Here is a 25,893-nt window from a genome sequence, read left to right as displayed (position 1 = left end):
TCAGCGTACGGCCAGGTTGTCGTCGATGATGGCCTGCGCCTGCGCATCGGCCTTGGCGGCGATGTCATCGTAGACAGAGGTCTGCGCCGTGGGCGTGGTGACAGGCTGTGCCGGCAGCGCGGCGCCGGATGCATCGGTGATGTCCACGGTGGCGTTGGTGGAAAGTCCGATGCGCAGCGGGTATTTGTCGAGGTCTGCGTTGTCCAGTGCGATACGCACGGGCAGGCGCTGTACCACCTTGATCCAGTTGCCGGTGGCGTTCTGCGCCGGCAGCAGCGAGAACGCGCTGCCGGTGCCAACGCCCAGGCCCGTGATGCGCCCGTGGTAGGTCATGCTGCCGCCGTAGAGATCGGCCTGGATCTTCACCGGCTGGCCGATGCGCACGTGGCGCAGCTGGCTTTCCTTGAAGTTGGCATCCACCCACAGATCATGCAGCGGCACCACCGTCATCAGCGGCTGGCCGGGCGTGACGCTATTGCCTACCTGCACGCTGCGCTGGGCGACATAACCATCCACCGGGGCCAGGATCGCGTTGCGTTGGGCAGCGATCCAGGCCTGGCGGTACGCCGCGCGGGCCTGCTCCACGGCGGGGTTGTCGGCGATTTCACGACCATCGATAAGCGCACGCGCGGCATCGGCCTGGCGCTGGGATGATTCCAGCGCGGCGCGCGCGCTATCGAGCACGTCGCGTGCGTGCTGGAGTTCTTCGGGGGCCACGGCCTGCTCGGCGAGCAGGGGCTGGCGCCGGGTGAGGTCCTGCTGGGCACGCTTGACGTCCAGTTGCCGGGCGGTCACGGCGGCGTCGGCGCTTGCGACCGACTGCGTTTGCTGCCGCACCTGGCGCACGGCCTGGGCCAGGCCGCTGGCCGCCTTGCGCAGGTTCACATCAGCGTCGGTAGGGTCAAGGCGCACCAGCACCTGGCCAGCCTTCACCCGTTGGGTATCGTCGGCGAACACACCGACCACGATGCCCGGCACCTGCGCCGAGATACCCACCTGGTTGCCGCCGACATAGGCGTCGTCGGTTTCCTCGCGGCGGGAAAACACCAGCAGCCACAGCAACACCCAGGTGGCGCCTGCCAGCAGGAACACCACCACGGCGACGACGAGCATGCGCCGGCGCTTGCGCGGATCCTTCGCGCCGTTGCCATTATCTTCGGCGGACGGAGCGCCGGATGTTTTTTCGGAATCTTGCGAGCTCATGGCTGTGCTGCTCCGTGCGAAGTCGAATCGGTTCGGGTGTCGTCGGCGCCGGTGTCGGCGCGGTAGCCGCCACCCAGGGCCTTGGCAAGGGCGACGTCGGCGGACAGGGCCTGGCCCTGCAGTTCAATATCGCCGTCGCGCTGCTGGATCAGTTGTGCGCGGGCGCCCAGTGCCTCGCGTGCATCGCGTACGCCCTGGCGTGCACGGGCGTCGCTGGTGGCCACCATGCGGCTGGCCGCATCCATTTGTTCGGCCTGCTGTACGCGACTGTCAGCCACCTGGCGCGCGCTGAGCGCCTGGGTGGCAACGTCGCGCGCAGCGGCGATCACGGTGGCGTTGTATTGCGCTACCGCGGCGCTGAGCTCGCTCTTGCTATAACCGTAGTTGGCTTCCAGCGCGCCGCCTTCGAAGATCGGCAGGTGCAGCGCCGGGGTGAGGCCAAACACGCGGCTGCTGCCGTTGAATACCTTGTCCATGTCGATCGACGACAGGCCTGCCATCGCGGTAAGGCTGAAATCGGGAAAGAACTGTGCGCGGGCGACGTCCGTCTGTTTCAGCGCGGCCTCCACCTGCCAGCGACTGGCAGCGATGTCAGGGCGGCGGGCGATCAGGTCGACGCTGGCGTTGGCAGGCAACGCGCCGTCCACGGTGGGAAGGGGACGGTCGGCAAGGGTTGGCAGGTCTGCGGGAGCCACGCCCACAAGCGTCGCCAGTGCCGCCCGGCGGATTGCCGCGGAACCTTCGTAGGCCACTTTCGCCTGGCGCGCCGAGGCTACTTGCGAGCGTGCCTGCTGCACCGTATCGGACAGATCCACGCCTTGTTTCACGCGCAGGGTCGCGATGCGCTCCATGCGCTCGGCATTGGCCACCAGCTCACCGGCGAGCAAGGCGCGCTGCCGATCGGCAAGGAAACCGAAATAGGTATCAGCCACCGAGCTTTGCAGGGCGAGCGCTGCGGCGGCGTGCTGGGCCTGCGCCGAGCGGGCCTGGTCGAGCGCGGCATCGACGCTGTTGCGCTTCTTGCCCCACCAATCGAAGTCGTATTGCAGCTGCACGCCGAGGTCGGCCTGGTTGTACCAGGTGAACCCCAGGAATTTCGGGGGAATCATGCCGTTCTCGCTCAGGCGCTGCCGGGCTACCTGCGCGCTGCCGTCGATGCGCAAGCCCGCCTGAGCGGCGGCGATGCGTACCGATTGCTGCGCGGTGTCCACGCGCGACCGGGCCTGGGCAAGATCGGGCGAGCCCTTCAGCGCCATATCGATCAACTGATCCAGCTGCGGGTCGTTGTAGTTGCGCCACCAGTCCTGTGCTGGCCATTGGCCGGTGGCGGGCACGTCGATGCCTTGCAGCGGCACGTCGGCGCGAAGGTTTGCCGGACGCTCCACGCGTGCCGGCGCGCATGCGGCCAGCGCGAGGCCCAGGCCCAGTGCAAGGGCGCCGCGGCGGAGGGAAGTGAAGGCTTGGGTCATTCGTCGCCCCTGGCGGTGACATCGTCGATGCTCTGCGCCAACGTGCGCAGCATGCGTTGCAAGGTGGTCTTTTCCCTTGCCGAGAAGGTGGCGAAGGTGGCGGCAAGGCGCGGGAACATCGGTGGCAGCAGCTTGTTGACGAAGCGCTTTCCGGCCGGTGTGATGCGCATGACGATGCGGCGACGGTCGTCCACCGCGTGTGCCCGCGTAATAAAGCCCTTCTTCACCAGCGAGTTGGCGATGCGCGTCATGTTGGTGCTGCTCTGCGTGGCAACGCAGGCCAGGTCACTGGGCGTGGCCGAACCGTTGGGGCTTGAGAACAGCATCATCAGTGCGTGGAAGTCGCTTTCGGCCATGCCGTGCGGCTTGAGGTTGCGGGCCAGTTCGTCCTGCATGGCCCCGGCGGTGAGGGTAAGCAGCTTGTAAAGGCGGACATCGTCGATGGGCATGCCGGGCACGATCTGCTCGACACGCGCCATGCCCTCGTCCAGCCCTGCGATGATCTCGGTAACCTTGTTCATCGAAAAATAATTCATCGGTGAAGTATTTAGGCTAGCAGTGCTTCAGGTAGCCGCGCAAGGGCCGATGGTTGGACTTACGGTTTGGGGTCGGGCGCCCAGCCGAACAGCCGCGCGGCATTGGCCGTGGTGGCATGGGCGATGTCCTGGGCGGATTCCTCGCGCAGCGCGGCGACCGCTTCGAGCACGCTTGCCGTCAGCGCCGGTTCGTTACGCTTTCCCTGGTGGCCGTGCAATGGCTGGTCGGGTGAGTCGGTTTCCAGCAGCAGGAACTCCAGCGGCATCGTGCGCACCACCTCGCGTAGCCGCCGGGCCCGTTCGTAGGTCACGGGCCCGCCAATACCCAGCATGAAGCCCAGATCGAACAATTGCCGCGCCTGCTCGGCACTGCCGGCGAAGCTGTGCACTACACCGCGCAGGCCTTTGTGCCGGCGCAGGGTGAGGGTCACTTCCTCGAGCGCGCGGCGCGCGTGCACGATCACCGGCAGCTTGCGTTCGCCGGCGAGGTCGAGCTGGCGGGTGAAGATTTCCCGCTGGCGGGAAGGCTCAAGCCCCTCCACGTAGAAATCCAGGCCGATCTCGCCAATGGCCACATGGGGATGCGCGTCGAGCCAGCCTGGAAGCTCATCCAGATGCTCGTCGCGATGCTGATCGAGCATCAGCGGATGCAGGCCGTAGCCCGCGGCTATGCGCTCATCGCCGGCGGCCAGGCGGGCCACGGCCTCCCAGTTGCCACGGTCGATGGCCGGCACCACCACGCGCGCGACTCCGGCGTCGACGGCGCGCTGCATCACCGGCGCAAGGTCCGCGGCGAAGCTTGCGTCGTCAAGATGGGCATGGGTGTCAACGATGGCTATCAATGTGCAGTCCTCGTGAATTCCGCTCTAAGCGCGCATTCAGTATGCCGAACGTTCAATGGCAGCGTGCCCACCGGCACGGCGAGGGGTCGTGTCCGGTCTGGCTGATAACAGGAGAGTGATCCATGAAGTCCCTTATGACGTCGACCTTGTATCTCGCCTTTGGCGCGACCATGGCCCTGGGCGTCGCCGGCTGCAACCGCGATGCCGACGCCGCCGTGGGCGAAGCCGGTTCGAAGTTCGCCCGGGTGGTGAGCGTGGACCCGGTCCGCGAACAGACCCAGCCGCAGCAGGAGTGCCACGATGTCGTGGTGACCCGGCACGCACCGGTGAAAGATCCCAACCAGCTGGCCGGTACCGCCATCGGTGCCGTGGCCGGCGGCTTGCTTGGCAACCAGGTCGGCCACGGCAATGGCCGTACGCTGGCCACCGTGGCAGGCGCCGTCGGCGGCGGCTATGCAGGCAAGCGTATCCAGGAAAATCGCCAGGCCAACAATGTCACGCAGTCGACGCAGCGCCGCTGCCAGACGGTGGGGCAGGCCAGCGACAAGGTCGTCGCTTATGACGTGAAGTACCAGTACAACGGCGTCACCCGCACCGTGCGCATGGACCATGACCCAGGCGACCGGGTCGAGGTCCAGGAAGGCGTGGTGTCGGTGTCCGATGCGCGCGATCCGCGCCAGTCGGCCCAGTAACGGGTTTTTCCCTGAATCATTCCTTCAACCCCGAGCGAGAATTTCAATCCATGAAGACCCTAGTCGTCACCCGGATCGTGCTTGCCGCCGCCGTGGCCTGCGTTAGCCTGTCAGCCTGCGTCGAGCAGCCGCATCGACGTTACGAGAGCCGCGAAGTGGTGTACCAGCAAGCCCCGCGTGGCTGTGGCCAATGCGGTGTGGTGGATGACATCCAGCAGGTGTACGTGCGCAAGCAGTCCTCCCCGGGCGGCGCCATCCTCGGTGCCGTGATCGGTGGTGTGCTGGGCAGCACCGTGGGCCATGGCGACGGGCGCACGGCGGCCACCGTGGGCGGCGCCGTGGCCGGTGGCTTCGTCGGCAATGCGGTGGGCAAGAACCAGTCGGGCGACGACGTGGCCTTCCAGACCGTGGTAAGGCTCGACGACGGCCGCACCGCCACCGTCACCCAGCAAGAAGATCCCCAGGTGCGCCGGGGCGACTACGTGGAAGTGCGCGACGGCCACGTCTTCCGCCGCTAGATGTAACGGACGTCCAGACGTCCAAACAAAAAGCCCTCCGAAAGGAGGGCTTTTCTTTTGCGTGGGTTTTGGGGGTATTGCTAGTTGACGGCGTAGAAGGCGTGGTCGCCGATCGTCGTCACTCTGTTGCGTGACCAGGCGGTGTTCACCGAGGTCGTGGCGAAGTGGTCTGCGCGGGGAACATAGACCAGTCGTTGGCTCTTTGGCAGGTTCCAGTTGTCGATGGAATCGCCGGCGATCTTCCATGCCTTCTGCCAGGCGGTGAGATCGGTTACTTCAAACGTCTTTGGCGTGGTGCTGATGGCGAACTGGCGCGGTGCGCTGACAACATCGCACACCGACGTGCCATCGTTGCTGCGGTCACGACGCCGCATTGCTACTTCGGCCACGGCATACTGCCCGATGGTCGATTCGCTACGTGACTCAAGATAAACCGTCGTCGCCAGGCACGTCTGGTCGGCGAGGTGTTGCGGGAGGACGGACGCCACCCAAAGCAACATCGATAATTTCATTCGTTCTGCCTCCAACTTGCTTTCCGTCGAAGGCGGATGACGCAGCCTTGAACGTGTAGCGGTGGACGGCTGGCAGGCCGTGGCCACCTGGATTGACCGCTCGCCGATACATTGGCTTGCGGGCGTCACGACATGTGACTATCACGCCGGGTGTCCGAGCCCGGTGGGAATGCATTTCGCTGTTGTTGATTGGGCGGCCTGCACTTGAAGCATTGGCGGCGCACCACAGCGTATTGTCACCGGCGTTTGTGCCGGGTCGCGCCGATTCGACTGCCAGTCGATTCGTCGCGTCATGTAACGGAGGTGTTGCGCCGTTACCCAAATTCGATCGGCGGAGCCTAGTGGGGGATGCATCACATTGGCAAGTGCAAGGGCCTTCTTGTTCAGCAAGGGCTCACAACACACGTGAACTGGTTTGTGCTGCACCGTAGATGAAATTTACGTGTACGCGTTAACGGCACATGCCTTTCGATCTATTCAATGTGGCCATGTGTGCAGCGATGCAAGGTTCGCATCAACACCTTGGACATCGAATATCCCAGTGCGTTCGTCGCCAAGGCCCGCGTCGTTCAGGATCACCAGTGCCTTGCTTGCGCCATTGACGACATGAGTGTTCAACACCATGCCGGCAGCAGCGTTGTTGCGGCGCAATGTCGCACCTGGTGAAGCGATGACGTCGAAACTCGCTGTATGCAGGCGCTGCTTGCCTGCGCCGCGGTAATGCATGCGCGCGACAATTTCCTGTCCCGGGAAACATCCCTTGTTGAAACTCACCGCGCCAAGGCGTTCGAAGGATAGCGACTGCGGCAACAGTTCACCGATCGCTGCATCGGGCAGCCAAGCGAATCCCGCGTCGATGTCATGTTGGATCCAGTCACGCGTCGCATGCTCGATTGCGTGCTTGCTTGTCGCGTTGACGATGCGCCAGCTTCGGATGCCGCCGCCGTAGGTGATGCCGTCATCTTCATCGACGGTGATCAAGCCGTCGTGCAACGCAGGCCCATCGACTACTGTCATGTCGTCGGTGGCGGCAATACGTACTTTGGAACGGAAGACGAAGCGCCTGAGATCTTCCGCCATGGCCGCCGCGTCGCCACCGCGCAGCAGGGCAGTGAAACGGTCAGTGGCCGGCCGTGCCAACTGCAGGAAGGCGCGGCAGCGTCCCTTCGCATCCAGCCAGGCGCTCCACTGCCACTGTCCCGGGGCCAAGCCTGAGACATCGGAGGAAAACTGGGCCTGGGCAAAGGCGGCGGCGTCAGGACCGTCGAGGATAAGGAGGGAGGCTGGCATCGATGGGTTCTGCATCGGGAAGATGTTAGGGCGTCCCCGGGCGCAATCCAGCCCCCCTTCAGTTGTGCTGCGGTTGCACAGGGTTTAACATTCGCAGGCTTTGAAAACCATGCCTGACACGTCTGCCCCTCCTGCCCAGGCCCCGGAATCCACGGTCGTGGAAACCGGCCACGGCGCCGCACCCGCGGCACCGGCCATGAAGCAGGAAGAGCGTCCACCGCTTGATCCCACCCGCTACGGCGATTGGGAAAAGAATGGACGCTGCATCGACTTCTGAGGGCAAAAGCCGGCCCCAAGGGGCAGGCCGTTGCGCATGGGTCGACGAGGGTGGTCGGGGAGGGGCGTCAAGCGATTCCTGAAGGATAGCCGCCATGGCACAGACCACTCGACCTCTTTCCCCGCACCTGCAGATCTACAAGTGGCAGTCGCAGATGGTCACTTCCATCCTGCACCGCGCCACCGGTATCGCCCTTGCCGTGGGCAGCCTGGTCATCCTGTGGGGCCTCGTCGCCCTGTCCATGGGTCCTGACGCCTGGGCCAGCTTCCATGCCATCGCTGCCTCGCCGCTGGGCCTGGCGCTGCTGTTCGCCTGGACCTGGGCGCTGTGGTTCCACTTCATCAATGGCATCCGCCACCTTTACCAGGACGCTGGCGCCGGTTACGCCATCAGCACCTTCATCAAGGCAAGCTGGTTCTCGATCATTGGATCGCTGGTTCTTACGCTTGCCACCTGGGCCTACGTGTTCATGGGAGGCGCCGCATGAGCCGCGATCTGCGCAACCCGCTGCAGCGGGCCCGGGGCCTTGGCTCGGCGAAGGATGGCGTGGGCCACTGGTGGAGCCAGCGCCTGACCGCCATCGCGCTCGTCGTACTGGTGCTGTGGTTCGTGGTGCTGGTGCTGGGCCTGCTGGGCCACGACTACCAGGCCGTGCGCGCGTCCATCGCGCGCCCCTGGAACGCACTGCTGATGATCGCCTTCATCATCGCCGCCTTCTGGCATGCGGTACTCGGCCTGCAAGTGGTGATCGAAGACTATGTGCACACCCGCTGGCTGGAAGTGACCTCGATGATCGTCATCAAACTGCTCGCGGTCGCGGGCGTCCTGGCCGGCGTGCTCGCCGTCCTGCGTATCGCGTTGGGAAGCTGATCGATGGAAGCCTATAAGGTCCAGCAACACAAATATGATGTGATCGTGGTCGGCGCCGGCGGCGCGGGCCTGCGCGCCACCTTCGGCCTGGCCGAAAAAGGCCTGAAGGCCGCGTGCATCACCAAGGTATTTCCCACCCGTTCTCACACCGTGGCGGCGCAAGGCGGCATCTCCGCGGCACTGGGCAACATGGGCGAAGACGACTGGCGCTTCCACTTCTACGACACCATCAAGGGATCGGACTGGCTGGGCGACCAGGACGCGATCGAATACATGTGCCGCGAGGCCATCCCCGCGATCATCGAACTGGAACATTACGGTGTGCCGTTCTCGCGTACCGAGGAAGGCAAGATCTACCAGCGCCCGTTCGGCGGCATGACCACCCATTACGGGCAGGGCACCGCGCAGCGCACCTGCGCCGCGGCCGACCGCACCGGCCACGCCATCCTGCATACGCTCTACCAGCAGGCGCTGGCGCACGACGCCACGTTCTTCATCGAATACTTCGCCATCGACCTGATCTTCGACGCCGACGGCACCTGCCGCGGCGTGCTGGCGCTGGACATGAATGACGGCAGCCTGCATTTCTTCCGCGGCCACGCGGTGGTGATGGCCACCGGCGGTTATGGCCGCGCGTATTTCAGCGCCACCTCCGCCCATACCTGCACCGGTGACGGCGGCGGCATGGTGCTGCGTGCCGGCCTGCCGCTGCAGGACATGGAGTTCGTGCAGTTCCATCCCACCGGCATCTACGGTGCAGGCTGCCTGATCACCGAGGGCGTGCGTGGCGAGGGCGGTTACCTCACCAACTCCGAGGGCGAGCGCTTCATGGAGCGCTATGCGCCCAGCGCCAAGGATCTTGCCTCGCGCGACGTCGTCAGCCGCGCCATGACCATCGAGATCCGCGAAGGCCGCGGCGTGGGCGAGCACAAGGATCACATCCACCTGAACCTGATGCACCTGGGTCCGGAAGTGATCCACGAGCGCCTGCCGGGCATCGCCGAATCCGCGCGCATCTTCGCCGGCGTCGACGTCACCAAGGAGCCGATCCCGGTGCTGCCGACGGTGCACTACAACATGGGTGGCATCCCCACCAACTACCACGGCGAAGTGGTGACCAGGCAGGGCGACAATCCCGACGCCGTGGTGCCGGGCCTGTTCGCCATCGGCGAGGCGGCTTGCGTGTCGGTGCACGGCGCCAATCGCCTGGGCTCCAACTCGCTGCTGGACCTGGTGGTATTCGGACGCGCGGTGTCGCACCGCTGCGCGGAGCTGATCAAGCCCGAGACGGCCCACAAGGATCTCCCGGCCAATGTGCTGGACAAGGCCCTGGCCCGCTTCGACGGCATCCGCTATGCCAAGGGCAGCAAGCCCACGGCCGAGATCCGCGCCGCCATGCAGAAGACCATGCAGAGCGACGCCGCGGTATTCCGCACCGGCCAGACGCTCGACGAAGGCTCCAAGAAGATCTCCGAAGTCCACGACATGTTCAAGGACGTCGCCGTGAGCGACCGTTCCCTGGTATGGAACTCCGACCTGATCGAAACGCTGGAGCTGGGCAACCTGCTGGACCAGGCCGTGGCCACCATGCACTCGGCCCGGCAGCGTCCGGAAAGCCGTGGCGCCCATGCCCGCGAGGACTTCCCCGACCGCAACGACACTGAGTGGCAGAAGCACACGCTGGTGTGGATCGACGAAGCCGGCAACAGCCGCTTCGACTTCCGTCCGGTGCACATGTACACCCTGACCGATGAGGTCGAGGTGGTGCCGCCGAAGAAGCGCGTCTACTAAACAACCGTTATCTGGAGAGGCAATCGTGGCCGAGTTCACGCTACCGAAGAATTCCAAGGTCCAGGGCGGTAAGCACCACGCGTCCCCGGGGGCGAAGAAGCCCCGTACCTTCAAGGTCTATCGCTGGAATCCGGACGACGGGCAGAACCCGCGTACCGATACCTACGAAGTGGACATGGCCGCCTGCGGCCCGATGGTCCTGGACGTATTGCTTAAGATCAAGAACGAGATCGATCCCACGCTCACCCTGCGTCGTTCCTGCCGCGAGGGCATCTGCGGTTCGTGCGCGATGAACATCGACGGCACCAACACGCTGGCCTGCACGCGCGCGGTGGACGAATGCAGCGGCGGTACGGTGGCGATCTACCCACTGCCGCACATGCCGGTGGTGAAGGACCTCGTCCCCGACCTTACCCACTTCTACGCCCAGTTCGCCTCGATCAAGCCGTGGCTGCGTACGCAGAGCCCGGCGCCGGCCGATAAGGAACGCCTGCAGTCGCCGGAAGACCGCAAGAAGATCGACGGCCTGTACGAGTGCATCCTGTGCGCCTGCTGCAGCACCTCGTGCCCGAGCTACTGGTGGAACGGCGACCGTTACCTGGGTCCTGCCATCCTGCTCCAGGCCTATCGCTGGATCGTCGACAGCCGCGACGAGGACACCGGTGCACGCCTGGACGACCTGGAAGATCCGTTCAAGCTGTATCGCTGCCACACCATCATGAACTGCGCGCGCACCTGCCCGAAGGGCCTTAACCCGGCCAAGGCGATCGCGGAGATCAAGAAGCTGATCGTGCAGCGCCGTTCGGCCTAAGTAAGGACACGCAGGCGATGGACGAGACCATCATCCGTCGCCTGCGCTGGCGTACCCGCCGCGGCACCCGCGAACTCGATGCGCTGTTCGGCAGTTGGCTGGACGAATCCTTCGCCGGCGCCGACGAAGCCACCCGCAAGGCATTCGACGAACTGCTCGACGTACAGGACCCCGACCTCTGGGACTGGGTGATGGGACATGGAAGGCCAGGGCGCGAGGACTTCGCCCGCATCATCGATGAGATCCGCGCCCGACATCGACTTTGAATACTCACCCTCGCCGCGGGTGCGCCTGGCGGTGGGCGTGATGACGCTCATCGCCGTGGGTTGCGTGGCGGCCAGCGGCCTGCCGGGCGCCGTCCGGATCACCCTGGCCGTCCTCGCCGTGGCCGGGTGGCTCACCTGGCGGCCGCTCCGCGGACCCTTGCAGATAACCTGGGATGGCGACGGCCAGTGGTCGGTGCTCCCACCTGGAAAGGGCCGACAGGACGCGCAATTGGTGGGTAGTGCCCGGCTCGCCAGTGTGGTCGTGCTGCGGCTGGCCTTCCCAGACGGTACGCACACCCTGTTGCTCACCGCGTCCGACCTTCCGGCCGACACCTGGCGCCACCTGCGGATCCGCCTGGCCGGCCAGCGGACGCGCTGACAGCTTGCCGCCACCGACGCGTTCGGGCACTCTGCCGGGTGCGGTGGCGCAACCGGATGCCGGATGCGACACCACCCATCGCCCGCGATTGAGCCGCATGTTCAGACCCCTCGAATTATTCATCGGCCTGCGATACACCCGGGCCAAGCGCCGTAACCAGTTCATCTCGTTCATTTCCACCGTGGCCATCACCTGTATTTCGATCAGCGTGATTGCGCTGATCACGGTGCTGTCGGTGATGAACGGCTTCGACCGTGAGCTGCGCACGCGCATCCTGGGCGCCATTTCCCATGCCACCGTGTCGGGCGTGGGCGAGACGGTGCAGGACTGGCAGCGCGCCGTGCACATCGCCGACGGCAACCCGCACGTGCAGGGCGCCGCGCCCTATGTGGACATCCAGTCGTTCATGCAGGGTCCTCGCTCCAGTGGCGCGCAGGTGCGCGGCGTGGAACCGTCGCTTGAGCCCAAGGTGTCCAACATCGACCAGAAAATGGTCGCGGGCAAGCTCACCGACCTCACCGACCGCAGCTGGAACATCGTGCTGGGTAAGGAGCTGGCGCAGAACCTTGGGGTGAACGTGGGCGACCGCGTCACCGTGGTGGTGCCCAATTTCAGGTCGTCGCCGGTGGCCGGATCATTGCCGACGATCCGCCAGTTCCATGTCAGCGGCATCTTCGAGCTGGGCATGCAGGAGTTCGATTCGAACCTTGCCCTGATCAATATCCACGACGCCGAACGACTGTCGGACCTTGACGGCCCCACCGGCATCCGCCTGCGCCTGGACGACATGTTCAACGCCCGTCCTGTGGCTCGGGAACTGGTCGACCAGCTGGGACAGGTCTATAGCGTTACCACCTGGTACGACAGCCACCAGAATTTCTTCTCGGCCATTTCGATGGAGAAGAAGGTGATGTTCATCATCCTGTCGCTGATCATCCTGGTGGCGGTGATCAACCTGGTCTCGATGCTGATGATGCTGGTGACGGACAAGCAGGCCGATATCGCCATCCTGCGCACCCTGGGCGCCACGCCGCTGTCGATCATGGGCACCTTCATGGTGCAGGGCTTGCTGGTGGGCGTGGTGGGGATCGTCTTCGGCGTGGGCATAGGCTCGCTGCTGTCGGCTTATTTGCCGCAGATCGTGAAGTGGATCGAAAGCGTCAGCGGGGTCACCTTCCTGTCGCCGGACGTCTATTACATCAGCGAACTGCCCAGCCAGCTGCTACCCCGCGACGTCTTCTGGGTATCGCTGATCACCTTCCTGTTCGCCTTGCTGGCGACGCTCTATCCGGCCTGGCGCGCCTCGCGCACGCAGCCGGCGCAGGCCCTTCGCTATGAATGACGCCGTTTCCGCCCCGGTCGTGCTGCGCGCTTCGGGCGTGGCCAAGGTCTACGAAGAAGGCGACTTGCGCACGGGCGTGCTTTCCAATGTGAGTTTCAGCCTGCACAAGGGCGAAACGCTGGCCATCGTCGGTGCCTCAGGTTCGGGCAAGAGCACCTTGCTGCACATCATCGGGGGCCTGGACACGCTCACCCGCGGCGAAGTGGAAGTGGACGGCCGGGTGCTGTCGAAGCTGTCCGACGCCGAGCGCGGCCGCGTGCGAAACCGCTCGCTGGGTTTCATCTACCAGTTCCATCATCTGCTGCCGGAATTCACCGCGCTCGAGAACGTGTGCATGCCGCTCCTGATTCGCGGCGTGTCGATCACCGAGGCCACGAAGCAATCGCAGGTATTGCTCGAGCGCGTGGGGTTGTCCGCGCGCATGGGGCATCGTCCTTCGGAGATGTCCGGTGGCGAGCGGCAGCGTTGCGCGGTGGCGCGCGCGCTGGTGACGCGGCCGACCTGCGTGCTGGGCGACGAACCCACCGGCAATCTCGACGAGCACAACGCAGCCCAGGTGTACGAGCTGATGATCGAATTGAACCGCGAGATCGGCACCAGCTTCATTTTGGTCACCCACGATCCGCGTCTGGCTGCGCGCATGGATCGGACGCTGGAACTCTCCAACGGCGAGCTGCACCCGCACGTCGCCGCCTAAGGCGATGCCGACATCCGGTTGAGCAGCCTCCCGGCAGACGCGGCGGGCGCATGGCGCGCAACCTCGGGGTTTCCTGTGTGGACGCCGCGATGCGCCCGTCAATGTCCTGGCCCGTCGCGGCCCTGGCCATGTTTTCAGGCAACCTGGTGGTGCAGGCGTCGCCGCGGTTGCCGTCCATGCCTGTGGCGATGGTCATCGGCGTTGTCGGTGCCCTGCTGTGCATCTGGCTAACCTGGGTCCAGGCAGTACCCCGCAAATGGATCGTCGCCGTGGTGGCCCTCGCAATGCTCGGGTATGCCGTGACCGCGGTGGCGGGGATACGTGCGATGTCCGCTCGCCTGCCAGTGGAGCTTGAGGGAAGGGACTTCCTGGTCGAAGGCCGTGTGGCGAGCCTTGCGGTGCGCAACCACGACAGCGTGGGTTTCGTCTTTGAGATCGAGCGCAACCTTGACGCAAACAGCTTCGAAGGCCGTGTGCGCGTGGCGTGGTTCGGCGCGGTGCGGGCACCGCCGGCCTGCTCGCGTTGGCAGCTCTTGCTAAGGCTGAAGCGACCGCGGGGGTTGGCCAATCCCGGTGGCCAAGATGCCGAACGCATGGCGGTGGTGCGCGGCATCGATGCCGTCGGTTACGTGCGCGACGGTCCACTGAATCGTAACCTCGGCACGATGCAGTGCATCGACGGCGTCCGCGAGACGATCGGTGACACGGTGGCCGAGCGGCTCGGCGGCCGGCGTGCGGCCCGCCTGGTGCTGGCCCTGGCTGTTGGGGACACGCGAAGCCTGGACGAGGCTGACTGGCATCTGGCACGGGTGACCGGAACGGCCCACCTGGTGGCGATCTCCGGCCTGCACACCGGCATGGCGGCCCTTCTCGCCGCCTGGCTGGCAGGCCTGGCGTGGCGAGCGTGGCCCTCGCTGGGGCTCCGCGTGCCGCGCCAGGTGGCACAGGCCGTGGGTGCCGTGGTCCTGGTGTTGCCGTACTGCATGCTGGCAGGCGCCGGCCTACCGGCCGTGCGCAGCACGATCATGGTCTGTATCGTTGCCTTAGCCCATGCACGCCGACGTCATGTGGCGCCGTCGCATGTCCTGGCCATGGCCCTGGTTGCCGTTTTGATGGTCGATCCCATGGCGCCGCTCGCCGCCGGTTTCTGGCTTTCCTTCGCGGGCGTTGCACTTTTGGTGGGCATGCTCGGTCCGGCACAGCGCAGCGTGTGCGCCTGGTTCGTGCAATTGCTACGCATGCAGCTGCTGATGACCCTGGCGTTGATGCCGCTCAGCGTTGCCTTCTTCGGACAATGGTCGCTCGTGGGCATGCTTGCCAATGTGTTGGTGGCGCCTTTCGTCAGCATCGTGGTGGTGCCGTTGATCCTTGCCGGTGCGTTGTTGCTCCATGGTGTGGGGACGGTCGCCACACCCGTCCTGCAATTGGCCGCCGCCGGTATGGATGCCACGTGGTGGCTGCTGCAGGCTTTCGCACGGATACCGCATGGGCAATGGTCGCTCGCCGGCGGCGGCCCGGCCCTTGTGGTATCGGGCATCGCCGGCGCATTGTGGTTTTGTGCGCCACGCGGGTGGCCACGGCGATGGCTCGGCTTGCTGCCGCTGGCCGCGGTGGCGTGGCCGCCGGCCGACCGGCCCAGCACCGGTGCGGTGCATGCATCGGTGTGGGATGTGGGGCAGGGGCTTTCGGTGCTGGTGCAGACGCACTCGCATGCCATGCTGGTGGATGCAGGCCCGCGCTCGCGATCGGGATACGACCTGGGAGCCGCGGTGGTGGTACCGGCACTTCGCACGTCAGGCGTGCACACGCTGGACATGCTGGTGCTCAGCCATGGCGATATCGACCATGCAGGAGGCGAGGCCTCGGTGGTCATGGCCTACCCAGCGGTGCGGCGAATAAGCGGTGAGCCCCGCCGTACGGCACCCGGTGCGAATCCATGTGTGGAATCAAGCTGGACATGGGACGGCGTGCGGTTCGATGTCTGGCCCGCCTCAGGCTCAGGGCCTGCCAACGACCGCTCCTGCGTCGTGCTGGTGACCACCGATGCCGGGCGCCTCTTTCTGCCGGGCGATGCGGGCAAGGCGGTGGAGGGGGCCCTGGCAAACAAGGTGGGGGCCGGGCCGCCGACAGTGCTGGTGGCCGGCCATCACGGCAGCGCCAGCGCCACGTCCGAGGCCTTCCTGCGGGCACTTGAACCCACGCATGCCATCGTCTCGGCAGGATGGCGCAACCGGTTTGGCCATCCCCACCGCGATGTCATCGGCCGCCTGCAACGGCATGCCGTGGACATTTCAAACACTGCCAGCGACGGCGCCATCGGCATCCATTTGCTGGCCGGGCAGCCTCCCGTCGTCCAAACGCGCTGGCGCCGCGATATTCGCCGCTGGTGGCAGGAATAAGCCAGGCCCATCACGCGTATTACCGAAATTTGGATCGTGGCAATAAAATGACCGGCAGCGGCGGCGGATGCGTGCGACGAGATAGGCTATCGTATGCAAGCTGTCGGGCGCTGCATGGCGAGCATGTTGCAGCGCTAATTGACAATGAAAATTTAGAGCGATTTAAATAGGCGTAGAGACGCCACCTACCTAGGGGATTGAAGATCGATGGCACCCGGAAGCCCTCTCCGCCGCGCGAACACCATCCTGGCCGCATCGATCCTTATGGGCCTGATGGGATCGGCCATTGCCCAGGCGCCGTTGCCCAAGGTCGAGGAGGGCTTCCGAACCTCCTTCGAGCCCGGGCAGGTGCAGCCCTCACCGGCGGTGCCGGGCACCCTGCATGCGGAAGTCACCGGCGGCCCGCCGAAGGAGGCCGCGCTTACCGCCAAGGCCGATGCCGGCTTCACCGGCTTGCATTCGCTGCACTACACCAGCGATGTGAAGGGTAAAAGCGAAGTGCTGCTGGCCGCGGTGGATACACCGGTGTCCTCGACCACTCGGCTGTCGTACGTGGTGTTCCCGCGCTCCAAGCCCAACGACCTGCATAACGGCGCCACCTACATTGGAGTGGACCTGGAATTCGACGACGGCAGCCGCCTTTCGACCCTGGGCGCCGTGGACAGCCATGGCACGCTCGCGCAAGCGAAAGCCCAGGGCGAGGCGCGCGTCCTCTATCCCGACCAGTGGAACGCGGTATCGGTGGATATCGGCCGCGTTGCTGCCGGGCGTCACCTGCGCAAGGTGTTCCTGGTGCATGACGACAGCGATGGATCGCAGGTCGAGGGCTATCTTGATGACGTCGCCGTGGCCCCGGCGCCGGAGTTGCCGTCCTCGCGCCCCACTGATTTCGTCGATACGCGCCGCGGCAGCAATGCCAACGGGCGGTTCTCGCGGGGCAACAATTTTCCCGCCGTGGCCGTGCCGCATGGCTTCAACTTCTGGACGCCCACCACCAACGCAGGCTCCAACTGGATCTACCAGTACGCCGAGCGCAATGGCGATGACAATCGACCGCGCATCGAGGCGTTTTCCCTGTCGCATGAGCCGAGCCCCTGGATGGGCGACCGCCAGACTTTCCAGGTGATGCCGGCCATCGCCAGCGACACGCCGGCCCTCGACCGTGCGACGCGGGCGATGTCGTTCGACCACGCCAACGAAGTGGCGCAGCCGGACTATTACCAGGTGCATTTCGATTCCGGCGTCACCGCCGAGATCACGCCCACCGATCATGCGGCGATCATGCGCTTCACCTTCCCGGGCAAGGCGGCCCAGCTGGTGTTCGACAATCGTGATGCCAACAATGGGGTTGACCTGGACAAATCACACCGCGCCATCAGCGGCTGGTCGGACAGCAAGAGCCGTCTTTCCACCGGCGCCACGCGGATGTTCTTCTACGCCCGCTTCGACCGGCCGGTGATCGTCGCCGGGACCTTCGACGGCAGCGAACGCGAAGATGCCGCGGGCTGGTTCGGATTCGACGTGGGACAAGGCGGCGCGGTGAACATGCGCATCGCCACCTCGCTGATTTCCGTGGAACAGGCGAAGAAAAACCTCGACCAGGAAATCTCCGCTGACGACACCTTCGAGACCGTCCGAGAACGCGCCCGCACGCAGTGGGACCAGCAGTTGTCGGTGGCATCCATCGACACGCCCAACCGCAACGAAAAAGTGGTGCTGTATTCGAACCTCTACCGCCTGTTCCTGTATCCCAATTCCGGCTACGAGAACACCGGCACGCGCGCCAATCCTGTTTACAGCTATGCCAGCCCTTTCAGTCCGCAGGTAGGCGGGAATACTCCGCTGCGCACGGGTGCGCGGATCATGCCCGGCAAGGTGTACGTGAACAACGGCTTCTGGGACACCTATCGCACCGCGTGGCCGGCCTACACGTTGCTTACCCCGCACACCGCAGGCGAGATGATCGATGGCTTCGTGCAGCAGTATCGCGACGGTGGCTGGATCGCCCGCTGGACATCACCCGGCTATGCGGACCTGATGGTCGGCACCAGTTCCGACGTGGCCTTTGCCGATGCTTACCTGAAGGGCGTGCGTAATTTCGACGTGGCCGCGTTCTACATGTCGGCGCTGAAGAACTCCGCCGTGGTGAGCCCCGTTCCCGGTGCGGGGCGCAAGGGCATCGGCCGTAGCCTCTTCAGTGGTTACACCGATAGATCGGTGGACGAAGGCCTGTCGTGGTCGATGGACGGTTACATCAACGACTTCGCCATCGGCAACCTGGCGCAGGAACTCGCGACCAACCCGCCCGAGGACCGTCGCTACAAGGGCTATGCCGACGATGCGGTGTACTACCGCAGCCGCGCGCTGAATTACGTGCATCTTTTCGATCCGGATGTGGGCTTCTTCGTCGGCCGCAACAGCGATGGCAGCTGGCGCTTCGACAAGAAGCACTTCGACCCCACCCGCTGGGGCGGCGACTACACCGAGACCAATGCCTGGAACATGGCCTTCCACGCACCCCAGGACGGCGCGGGGCTCGCGGCGCTCTATGGTGGACGCGACAAGCTCGGCAAGAAGCTCGATGCGTTTTTCTCGGCCGAGGGAACCTTCGACGTGGGCGACTACGGCGAGGCGATCCACGAGATGCTCGAGGCACGCGATGTGCGCATGGGCCAGTACGGCCACAGCAACCAGCCTTCGCACCACATCATCTACATGTACGACGAAGCCGGGCAGCCGTGGAAGACGCAGGACAAGTTGCGCGACGCCATGAACCGACTGTACGTGGGCAGCGAAATCGGCCAGGGTTATCCCGGCGACGAAGACAACGGCGAGATGTCCGCGTGGTGGGTGTTTGGCGCCGCCGGCTTCTATCCCTTGCGCATGGGCACGCCTGAATACGTGGTCGGCGCGCCGCGCTTCGAGCACATGACGCTGAACCTGGAAGGCGGCAAGCAGATCACCATCAACGCCCCCGGTGTGAGCGACACCAATCGCTATGTGCAATCGCTGAACGTCAACGGCCAGCCGTGGACGAAGCTCACCCTGCCGCACGCCTTGCTTGCCGCCGGCGCCACGCTCGACTTCACCATGGGTCCGAAGCCCTCGAAGTGGGGCACGGGCGACGATGCGTTGCCGGCGTCGATCTCGGCTGAAGGTCACAAGCCCGCGCCATTGGTGGATGTGTCTTCGCAGGCGAGCTTGAGCGCCGACGGCGCCCTGCCGGAACTGCTTGCGGCGCTGGCCGACGACGATTCGGCCTCGGCGTACCAGTTGCCCGAGACCACCAGCAACATCAACTACAAGCTCGCCAGGCCCGCGGCGGTTGCCGTCTACACGATCACGTCGCCCGGGGCGCTCGATGCCCCGTTCAACTGGTCGCTGCAAGGTTCGATGGACGGCGCCGCCTGGACCACCCTGGACACCCGTTCGGGTGAGCGCTTCGCCTGGGCACGCCTGACGCGCGCCTTCGCCGTGGCCAAGCCCGCGGAATACACGTACTACCGGTTTACCTTCAATGGCGGCCGCCGTACCGGCATCGCGGAGCTGGAACTGCTCGCGCCCAGCGCGAAGTAGCAAGGCACAGGGCGCGCTGTGACGCCGCCGGGCTTGCGCCCGGCGGCGTCCTGCTATCATCCCGCCCTGGACACTTTGATAACCCCCCGGGGCGTTTGCCGTGCTGGAAATCCTGTTGGCTGGTGGCTGGGCGATGACGCCCATCCTGATCTGCTCGCTCGTGGCGCTGGCGATCGTGCTCGAGCGCTTCTGGACATTGCGCCGGGCCTCGGTACTGCCCCCTGGGCTGGGCGAGGAAGTGCGCGAATGGGCCCGCTCGGGCCAGCTGGACAACGAACATGTCCAGGCCCTGGCCGAAGGGTCCCCGCTTGGGGAGTTGCTGGCCGGCGCGCTCAGCGTGCGCGACCGCCCGCGCGAACTCATCAAGGAGCGCATCGAGGACACCGGCCGCCACGTGGTGCATCGCCTTGAGCGGTTCCTGAGCACCCTGGGCACCATCGCATTGATCGGTCCGCTGCTGGGCTTGCTGGGCACCGTGATCGGCCTGATCCGCATGTTCATGGATGTCATGGGCGGCGGCGTGGGCGATCCGGCCAAGATGGCAGGTGGCATCGGCGAAGCGCTGATCTGCACGGCCTCGGGCCTGGTGGTGGCGATCCCGGCCTATGTGCTGCACCGCTATTTCCGCTCGCGGGTAGGCGGCTACATCGTTGACATGGAGAAGCAGGCCACAGCGCTGCTGGACGATCTCTCCCTGCCCAAGCCGCGCCGTCGCGCCGCTGTCGCCACGCCGGCCGAATAAGCCGATGCGACTGACCAACGGCCGGCGCGACGACGATGTCGAGATCAACGTGATCTCGCTGATCGACGTGCTGCTTACCCTGCTGATGTTCTTCGTGCTCACCACCACCTTCGTGCAGCATTCGCGCCTGCAGGTGAACCTGCCCAAGGCCAGTGCCGAGGCACGCGATCCTGCATCCCAAGCGCTCACCATCGTGGTGGACCGCGAAGGGCACTATTACGTCGGCAGCGACGCAGTGCAGGGGCAGGGCATCGAGGCGCTGAAGGAAACCATCGCACGCGTGGCCAACGGCGACCACGATCGCCCCGTGGTGATCCGCGCCGACGCGCTTACCGCCAACCAGAATGTCGTGACAGCCATGGATGCGCTGGGCCAGTTGGGGTTCTCGAAGCTTTCCATTGCCACCACACCCACGCAGGATGCGCAGGGCAAGTGAACACCGCGAAGAAAACCTCGCCCTTCGGCAAGGAAACTTGGGTCACCTACAAACGGCTGCTGGGTTATTCCTCGCGCTACAAGGGCGTGGCGCTGATCGCCATCATCGGCATGATCGTCGATCCGGCCTGCCTTGCCGTGTTCACCAAGCTCCTCAAGCAGATCGTCGACCGTGTGTTCGTGGACAAGGACACCTTCTGGATCTTCTGGACGCCGATCTGGATCATTGGCCTGTTTATCGTGCGTGGCTTTGCTTCCTATGCCACGGATTACGGCATTGCCTACATCGGCCGCAACGTCGTGCAGACGGTGCGCCAGCAAGTGTTCGATGCCTACATGCGACTGCCCGCGGCCTTCTTCGGCCGCGAGGCCTCCGGCCATCAGATTTCCCGCATCACCTTTACCAGCGAGCAGGTGGCCAACGCCGCCACCGATTCGCTCAAGACGGTCATCACCGATAGCCTGATGGTGGTGTACATGCTGCTGGTGATGCTCACCACCAGTGCCTACCTCACCTTGTCGCTGCTGGTGCTGGTGCCCTGCGTCGGGCTGATCGTCACCGTGGTGAGCCGGCGCTACCGGCGTATCAGCAAGCGCATCCAGGGCAACATGGGTTCGGTGACCAGCGCGGTGGAGGAATCCGTCGGCGCCCACCGCGAAGTCCGCATCTACGGTGGCCAAGAACGCGAGACGCGCCGCTTCTTCGACGTGGCCGAACGCGCGCGCCTGCTGAACCTGAAGATTTCATCCACGGGCGCCCTGTCCAGTGCCACCATCCAGACGGTGGGTGCCGCAGCGCTGGCATTGATGGTGTTCCTGGCGACGCGCCCGGCGGTGCTGTCGAACATATCGCCCGGCGCATTCATGGCAGTACTTACGGCCATGGGTGCGATCCTGCCTTCGCTGAAAAGACTTGCCGGCGTGCAGTCGGCCATGCAGCGTGGCATCTCGGCCGCGGAAGATCTTTTCGAGATCATCGACATGCCGCCCGAGCGCGACGCGGGCACGCAAACACTCGACCGCACCCGCGGTGACATCGTCTTCAAGGACGTGCAGCTGGTGTATCCGCGGAACCAGTTCCCCGCCTTGCGTGGCGTGGACCTTGCCTGCCGGCCGGGTACCGTCACAGCGCTGGTCGGCCGCTCCGGCAGCGGCAAGAGCAGCCTGGTGAGCCTGCTGCCCCGGTTCTACGAGCCATCGGGTGGACAGATTTTGCTCGACGGCCACGACTACGAGGCCTATACGCTGCCCTCGCTGCGGCGCCAGATCGCCTGGGTGGGGCAGTCGGTGGTGCTGTTCGACGACACCGTGGCCAACAACATTGCCTACGGCGAACTGGCTGGCGCCAGCGAGGAAGCCATCGTCGCGGCTGCGGAAGCCGCCAACGCGATGGAATTTATCCAGAAGCTCCCCGGCGGCATCCATGCCCCGATCGGCCAGGCCGGCAACATGCTCTCCGGCGGACAGCGCCAGCGCATCGCCATTGCCCGGGCGATCCTGAAGAACGCCCCTATCCTGGTGCTGGACGAAGCCACCAGCGCGCTGGATACCGAATCCGAGCGCCTGATCCAGGATGCCCTGCAACGCCTGATGCGCGACCGCACGACGCTTGTGATCGCCCATCGCTTGTCCACCGTCGAACACGCCGACCAGATCGCCGTGATGGACCAGGGCCGGGTGGTGGAGCTGGGTACGCACCACGAGCTTCTGGCGCACGGCGGTACCTACGCAGCCTTGCATCGCATGCAGTTCAGTGACACGGCGCCGTTGGCCGCCGGCCGGCCCGCCTAGCGCCATGTCGCTGGCCACGCGCCTGCAGCAGCGCTGGTACTCGGACCTCCCACCGCCCTGGTGGACCTTGCCGCTGGAAGCCTTGTATCGAAGCGTGTCTGCGGCGCGGGCGAGCAGGACATCGCCGGTGACTGTCGGCGTACCGGTGATCGTGGTCGGCAACATCACCGTCGGCGGTACCGGCAAGACGCCCTTGACGCTCGCCATCGTGGACGAGCTTCGGGCGCGTGGCATGAACCCGGGTGTGGTGAGCCGCGGTTATGGCGGCAGCCAGGTCGAGCCCGCGGTGCTGCCCGAAGGAGCCACGGCCCGCCAGTACGGTGACGAACCGGCGTTGATGCGGCAAGCCGGCGCCACGGTCGCCGTGGGTCGTGATCGCCCCGCGGCGGCACGTCTGTTGGTTGAGCACGGCTGCGACGTAGTAGTGGCTGACGATGGCTTGCAGCACCTGCGGTTGGCCCGCAACGTGGAAATCTGCGTGATCGATGGCGCGCGCCGCTTCGGCAATGGACGGCTCCTGCCGGCAGGTCCCCTGCGTGAGCCCGTCTCGCGCCTGGCGACAGTGGATTTCGTCGTCTGCAATGGCGGCACCGCTCGGGGCGATGAGATTTCCATGTCGCTATATGGGAGCGAAGCCGAATCGCTGGCCGATCCGTCGCGGCGCATGTTGCTGGAATACTTCCGCGGCCGCACGGTGCACGCCGTGGCGGGCATCGGCAACCCGGGGCGGTTTTTTCACGGTCTGCATGAACGGGGCATCGATGTCATCGAACACCCCTTTCCCGACCACCACGATTTCATTCCCGGCGACATTGTGTTCGGCGACGAACATCCGGTGTTGATGACGGCAAAGGATGGCATGAAGTGCCAGGCCTTTGCCGGACCGAATGTGTTCGTGGTGCCGGTAAGGGCGAAGTGCCCGGCTACCTTTTACGATCGTTTGATGAGCCTGCTGGGTGCAGACACGAAGCGTGGCTAGATGCGTCGTCCGGCATCTCTGTGCTTATTTGGGATTGGTGCCGCCTTGGGATCCAAGCAGGTAAGCCAGCCGAAAATTGTTCTCCAAGTTGGTAACGCCTTTCTTCATGTCCTGTATGTCGCCGCGACTGAAACTCTTGTCCAGCCTTTCATACGCCTTGGCTGTCCGCGTTTCAATGCGTTGCAGTAATGTCCCAAGATCTCGTCGTGCCCGCGTGTCGGGCATCGTTTCAATCGCTTTCATGCAGTCGTTGACATCGTTCTTGAACGCAGCTTTACCTAGCGGCGAGTCAATCAGACGAAGGTTGCCGCTGTTGTTCACACCGTAAAGGCGGGCAGCCACTTCTTCAATTTTCTTCAGCGTTTTTGTCGAGACGGTGGTGTTGACGGCCTTGGCCAGGATAGCGGCGGATAGGCTGGTGGTACCGCTAACGTGAATGATCGACATGAGGGACTCCGCAGTGATTCCGGCGGTCAGTCTCCTCGCCAGCGCGTACCTTCACATCCAAAAATCGCCCAAAGAAAAAAGCCGCGGCGCCAGGCGCCGCGGCTTTTCATCGGTGAAACTTCGCTGTTTACTGCACGCGAGTCACATTACCCTTTTCATCCACCGCCACGATGTCGCCCTCGCGCACCGCCGAGGCATCGGCAATCGTGACATTGCTGACCGAGCCATCACCCATCCGCAGGCGAAGCGTCCAGCTTTCGCTGCCGCCGCCCTTGCCGATGGCGTTGCCGGCGAAGCCGCCGCCTACGGCGCCACCAACGGTGGCGATCTTGCGGCCGTTGCCCTTGCCGATCTGGTTGCCCAGCACGCCACCGGCGACCGCGCCGATGATAGCGCCAGCGGTGCCGTGGTCACGGCCCTGGGTGACGTTGTGTTCGATCGAAGTCACGGTGCCGCACTGGTCGCAACGGACGTAGATACCATCCGGACGCTTGAGGACGGCGGCGTCGGCGGGATTCATGGCGGCCACGGCCACAAAGGCGGCGAGCGGAATGCCCAGCATGGTCTTGAAGTTCATCTTGGAGCTCCTGGCAGTGTTCAGGGACGGCAATTCCGCCGGCTGGTCGGTCTTACGGATACGTTCGCAGTTTATGCTGCAAGCCTGAACGTGAAGATAAGCCGATGGCGCCCTTCACCACGGTGACGCAGGTCATACTCCGCGGCATGAATTCTGCTCCCGGGGTAGGGAACGCGAAACCTAGCCGCCGGACACCGCTTCGTCCGCGGCTTCCGCTGGCGCCCGCTTCAGAAGCAAGGCCAGGATCGGCGGCGTCACCATCGCGGTGAGCAGCGACATCGCCACGATCACCGCATAGATCTGCTCGGTGAAGACACCCGCGGCAAGGCCCAGGCTTGCGATCACCACGCCCACCTCACCGCGCGGCACCATGCCGAAGCCCACGATGAGGGCGCCCCGGTTGCCCAGCGAACGGGCGCCGAGGTAACCGCCCAGCAGCTTCGATGCAATGGCGATGAGCGTGACCACCAGCAGCAGCCACAATGCGTGCGCGCTGGCCAGTTCCGCCAGGTTGATCTTCGCGCCGGTTATGACGAAGAAGAACGGCGTAAGCAGGGCCAGCAGGGGGCCTACCTGATGCTCCAGTTCCTCGCGTTGACGGGTTTCCGAAGCGATCATGCCGGCCAGGAAGGCGCCGATGATGGCGGCCAGCCCGAACTCGGTGGAGAGGAACGCCAGCCCCAGGCACAGGGCCAGCACGATGTTCAGCGCCGACCAGGGGCTCAAGGGTTTGTCCAGCCACGCGGAATTGCGCCGCATCACCTTCGAGCCGCCCCAGCCGATCACGGCGATGAAGCCCACGGCGCTGCCCAGCGTAATCAGCAGCGCTTTGATGTTGAGCTCGCCTCCGCCCTGCATCGACACCACCACGCCCAAGAGCAGCATGGCCAGGATGTCGTCGATTACCGCCGCGCCCAGGATCACCCGGCTTTCCATCCGCTGCAGCACACCAAGTTCCTGCAGCACGCGTGCGGTGATGCCGGCGGAAGTGGCCACGAAAGCCGCGGCCACGAACATCGACTTGGCCCATTCGTAGCCTTCGCCGTGTGCCCACAGGGCGCCTGCGGCGAAGGGGATGACCACGCCGAGCAGGCCCACCAGCAGGGCGCTTTTGCCGACCTTCTTGAGGTCGTCCAGGCGTGTTTCCAGGCCCACCGAGAACAACAGTAACACCACGCCGATCTCGGCGATCACCGATAGCGGCGTGCCGTCGGCGATCTGATCGAGCTGTACCCAGCCCAGTACCGAGGGACCGACAATGCAGCCGGCGGCGATTTCCCCGACCACACCCGGCAATTTCAGCCGTTGGGCGATTTCCGCGCCTATCTGGGCGGCGACGAAAATGACGAAGAGGGTGAACAGGATGGCGCTGGCATGGTGCATGGGATCAACCTTGATCTGGGGCCTCGGGTGCGAAGCGCTTGGGCGGCATCCGTCGCCACCCAGCCGTGC

The 25,893-nt window shown here is 64.9% G+C and carries 26 protein-coding genes; 17 read left to right on the top strand and 9 right to left on the bottom strand.

Annotated elements, in window-relative coordinates:
- The 4 genes from NDK18_RS10790 to NDK18_RS10775 form a co-directional block, all read right to left on the bottom strand.
- Positions 1-1,203, bottom strand: coding sequence for an HlyD/EmrA/EmrK family protein (locus tag NDK18_RS10790; RefSeq protein ID WP_250623521.1), 1,203 nt, complete (start codon positions 1,201-1,203; stop codon positions 1-3).
- Positions 1,200-2,672, bottom strand: a complete 1,473-nt coding sequence (locus tag NDK18_RS10785; RefSeq protein WP_250627785.1) for an efflux transporter outer membrane subunit — start codon at positions 2,670-2,672, stop codon at positions 1,200-1,202. Before NDK18_RS10785 ends, NDK18_RS10790 begins: the two co-directional genes overlap by 4 nt.
- Positions 2,669-3,193, bottom strand: a complete 525-nt coding sequence (locus tag NDK18_RS10780; RefSeq protein ID WP_250623519.1) for a MarR family winged helix-turn-helix transcriptional regulator — start codon at positions 3,191-3,193, stop codon at positions 2,669-2,671. Before NDK18_RS10780 ends, NDK18_RS10785 begins: the two co-directional genes overlap by 4 nt.
- 74 nt (positions 3,194-3,267) lie before the next feature.
- The gene (locus NDK18_RS10775) at positions 3,268-4,050 is read right to left on the bottom strand and encodes a TatD family hydrolase (protein WP_250627784.1); all 783 of its coding nucleotides are present in this window, start codon (positions 4,048-4,050) and stop codon (positions 3,268-3,270) included.
- Positions 4,051-4,172: 122 nt separating this feature from the next.
- Here NDK18_RS10775 and NDK18_RS10770 point away from each other — a divergent pair, with 122 nt between their 5' ends.
- Positions 4,173-4,742, top strand: coding sequence for a glycine zipper 2TM domain-containing protein (locus NDK18_RS10770; RefSeq protein WP_250623515.1), 570 nt, complete (start codon positions 4,173-4,175; stop codon positions 4,740-4,742).
- 50 nt (positions 4,743-4,792) lie between these two features.
- Entirely contained in the window at positions 4,793-5,260 is a 468-nt protein-coding gene (locus tag NDK18_RS10765) for an outer membrane lipoprotein (RefSeq protein ID WP_250623514.1), read from the top strand.
- Positions 5,261-5,340: 80 nt separating this feature from the next.
- Here the strand turns inward: NDK18_RS10765 and NDK18_RS10760 are convergent, their stop codons facing one another.
- Together NDK18_RS10760 and ygfZ are read right to left on the bottom strand one after the other, a co-directional pair.
- A complete protein-coding gene (locus NDK18_RS10760) occupies positions 5,341-5,772 on the bottom strand; it encodes a cell wall hydrolase (RefSeq protein WP_250623512.1) in 432 nt (143 codons plus the stop codon).
- A gap of 477 nt (positions 5,773-6,249) precedes the next feature.
- Positions 6,250-7,062, bottom strand: coding sequence for a CAF17-like 4Fe-4S cluster assembly/insertion protein YgfZ (gene ygfZ / locus NDK18_RS10755; RefSeq protein ID WP_250623511.1), 813 nt, complete (start codon positions 7,060-7,062; stop codon positions 6,250-6,252).
- 109 nt (positions 7,063-7,171) lie between these two features.
- On the opposite strand from ygfZ, the gene NDK18_RS10750 reads away from it, so the two are divergent.
- The 15 genes from NDK18_RS10750 (at position 7,172) to lpxK (ending at position 23,417) form a co-directional block, all read left to right on the top strand.
- The gene (locus NDK18_RS10750; RefSeq protein WP_250623510.1) at positions 7,172-7,339 is read left to right on the top strand and encodes a DUF1674 domain-containing protein; all 168 of its coding nucleotides are present in this window, start codon (positions 7,172-7,174) and stop codon (positions 7,337-7,339) included.
- A 94-nt stretch (positions 7,340-7,433) separates the two neighbouring features.
- On the top strand, positions 7,434-7,826 hold the full coding sequence (sdhC, locus tag NDK18_RS10745) for a succinate dehydrogenase, cytochrome b556 subunit (RefSeq protein WP_250623509.1): 393 nt from the start codon (positions 7,434-7,436) through the stop codon (positions 7,824-7,826).
- Positions 7,823-8,209 carry a succinate dehydrogenase, hydrophobic membrane anchor protein gene (gene sdhD, locus NDK18_RS10740; protein ID WP_250623508.1) on the top strand — a complete coding sequence of 129 codons (387 nt, stop codon included), beginning with the start codon at positions 7,823-7,825 and terminating at the stop codon, positions 8,207-8,209. The genes sdhC and sdhD overlap by 4 nt, the downstream gene beginning before the upstream one ends.
- 3 nt (positions 8,210-8,212) lie before the next feature.
- A complete protein-coding gene (gene sdhA / locus NDK18_RS10735) occupies positions 8,213-10,000 on the top strand; it encodes a succinate dehydrogenase flavoprotein subunit (RefSeq protein WP_250627783.1) in 1,788 nt (595 codons plus the stop codon).
- A 25-nt stretch (positions 10,001-10,025) separates the two neighbouring features.
- Positions 10,026-10,811 (top strand): succinate dehydrogenase iron-sulfur subunit, encoded by a 786-nt coding sequence (locus NDK18_RS10730; protein WP_250623506.1) that lies wholly within the window; start codon positions 10,026-10,028, stop codon positions 10,809-10,811.
- 17 nt (positions 10,812-10,828) lie between these two features.
- Positions 10,829-11,077: an FAD assembly factor SdhE gene (locus NDK18_RS10725; RefSeq protein ID WP_250623505.1), complete on the top strand. Its 249-nt coding sequence runs from the start codon at positions 10,829-10,831 to the stop codon at positions 11,075-11,077.
- A complete protein-coding gene (locus NDK18_RS10720; protein WP_250627782.1) occupies positions 11,049-11,456 on the top strand; it encodes a hypothetical protein in 408 nt (135 codons plus the stop codon). Before NDK18_RS10725 ends, NDK18_RS10720 begins: the two co-directional genes overlap by 29 nt.
- A 97-nt stretch (positions 11,457-11,553) precedes the next feature.
- On the top strand, positions 11,554-12,798 hold the full coding sequence (locus NDK18_RS10715) for a lipoprotein-releasing ABC transporter permease subunit (RefSeq protein WP_250623503.1): 1,245 nt from the start codon (positions 11,554-11,556) through the stop codon (positions 12,796-12,798).
- On the top strand, positions 12,791-13,495 hold the full coding sequence (lolD, locus tag NDK18_RS10710) for a lipoprotein-releasing ABC transporter ATP-binding protein LolD (RefSeq protein WP_250623502.1): 705 nt from the start codon (positions 12,791-12,793) through the stop codon (positions 13,493-13,495). The genes NDK18_RS10715 and lolD overlap by 8 nt, the downstream gene beginning before the upstream one ends.
- A gap of 101 nt (positions 13,496-13,596) precedes the next feature.
- Positions 13,597-15,894, top strand: a complete 2,298-nt coding sequence (locus NDK18_RS10705; RefSeq protein WP_250627781.1) for a DNA internalization-related competence protein ComEC/Rec2 — start codon at positions 13,597-13,599, stop codon at positions 15,892-15,894.
- 264 nt (positions 15,895-16,158) lie between these two features.
- Positions 16,159-19,470, top strand: coding sequence for a GH92 family glycosyl hydrolase (locus tag NDK18_RS10700; RefSeq protein ID WP_425600642.1), 3,312 nt, complete (start codon positions 16,159-16,161; stop codon positions 19,468-19,470).
- Positions 19,471-19,570: 100 nt separating this feature from the next.
- Complete coding sequence (locus NDK18_RS10695; RefSeq protein ID WP_250623499.1) at positions 19,571-20,212, top strand: MotA/TolQ/ExbB proton channel family protein; 642 nt, start codon at positions 19,571-19,573, stop codon at positions 20,210-20,212.
- A gap of 4 nt (positions 20,213-20,216) precedes the next feature.
- Positions 20,217-20,648, top strand: coding sequence for an ExbD/TolR family protein (locus NDK18_RS10690; RefSeq protein ID WP_250627779.1), 432 nt, complete (start codon positions 20,217-20,219; stop codon positions 20,646-20,648).
- Entirely contained in the window at positions 20,645-22,438 is a 1,794-nt protein-coding gene (msbA, locus tag NDK18_RS10685; protein WP_250623497.1) for a lipid A export permease/ATP-binding protein MsbA, read from the top strand. The genes NDK18_RS10690 and msbA overlap by 4 nt, the downstream gene beginning before the upstream one ends.
- Positions 22,439-22,442: 4 nt before the next feature.
- On the top strand, positions 22,443-23,417 hold the full coding sequence (gene lpxK / locus NDK18_RS10680) for a tetraacyldisaccharide 4'-kinase (protein WP_250627778.1): 975 nt from the start codon (positions 22,443-22,445) through the stop codon (positions 23,415-23,417).
- Between the two features lie 24 nt (positions 23,418-23,441).
- Here the strand turns inward: lpxK and NDK18_RS10675 are convergent, their stop codons facing one another.
- The 3 genes from NDK18_RS10675 to NDK18_RS10665 all read right to left on the bottom strand — a co-directional run bounded on the left by NDK18_RS10675 (position 23,442) and on the right by NDK18_RS10665 (position 25,824).
- A complete protein-coding gene (locus NDK18_RS10675) occupies positions 23,442-23,864 on the bottom strand; it encodes a hypothetical protein (RefSeq protein ID WP_250627777.1) in 423 nt (140 codons plus the stop codon).
- 127 nt (positions 23,865-23,991) lie between these two features.
- Positions 23,992-24,441 carry an outer membrane lipoprotein gene (locus NDK18_RS19340; protein WP_284691724.1) on the bottom strand — a complete coding sequence of 150 codons (450 nt, stop codon included), beginning with the start codon at positions 24,439-24,441 and terminating at the stop codon, positions 23,992-23,994.
- Positions 24,442-24,621: 180 nt separating this feature from the next.
- Positions 24,622-25,824, bottom strand: coding sequence for a cation:proton antiporter (locus tag NDK18_RS10665; protein ID WP_250623494.1), 1,203 nt, complete (start codon positions 25,822-25,824; stop codon positions 24,622-24,624).
- Between the last annotated feature and the right edge of the window lie 69 nt (positions 25,825-25,893).

It is taken from the genome of Pinirhizobacter soli, from assembly GCF_015905305.1.
Taxonomy (GTDB): domain Bacteria; phylum Pseudomonadota; class Gammaproteobacteria; order Xanthomonadales; family Rhodanobacteraceae; genus Pinirhizobacter; species Pinirhizobacter soli.
The sequence above is the reverse complement of the archived record's forward strand: the minus strand, read 5'-3'. Positions and strand labels throughout refer to the sequence as shown.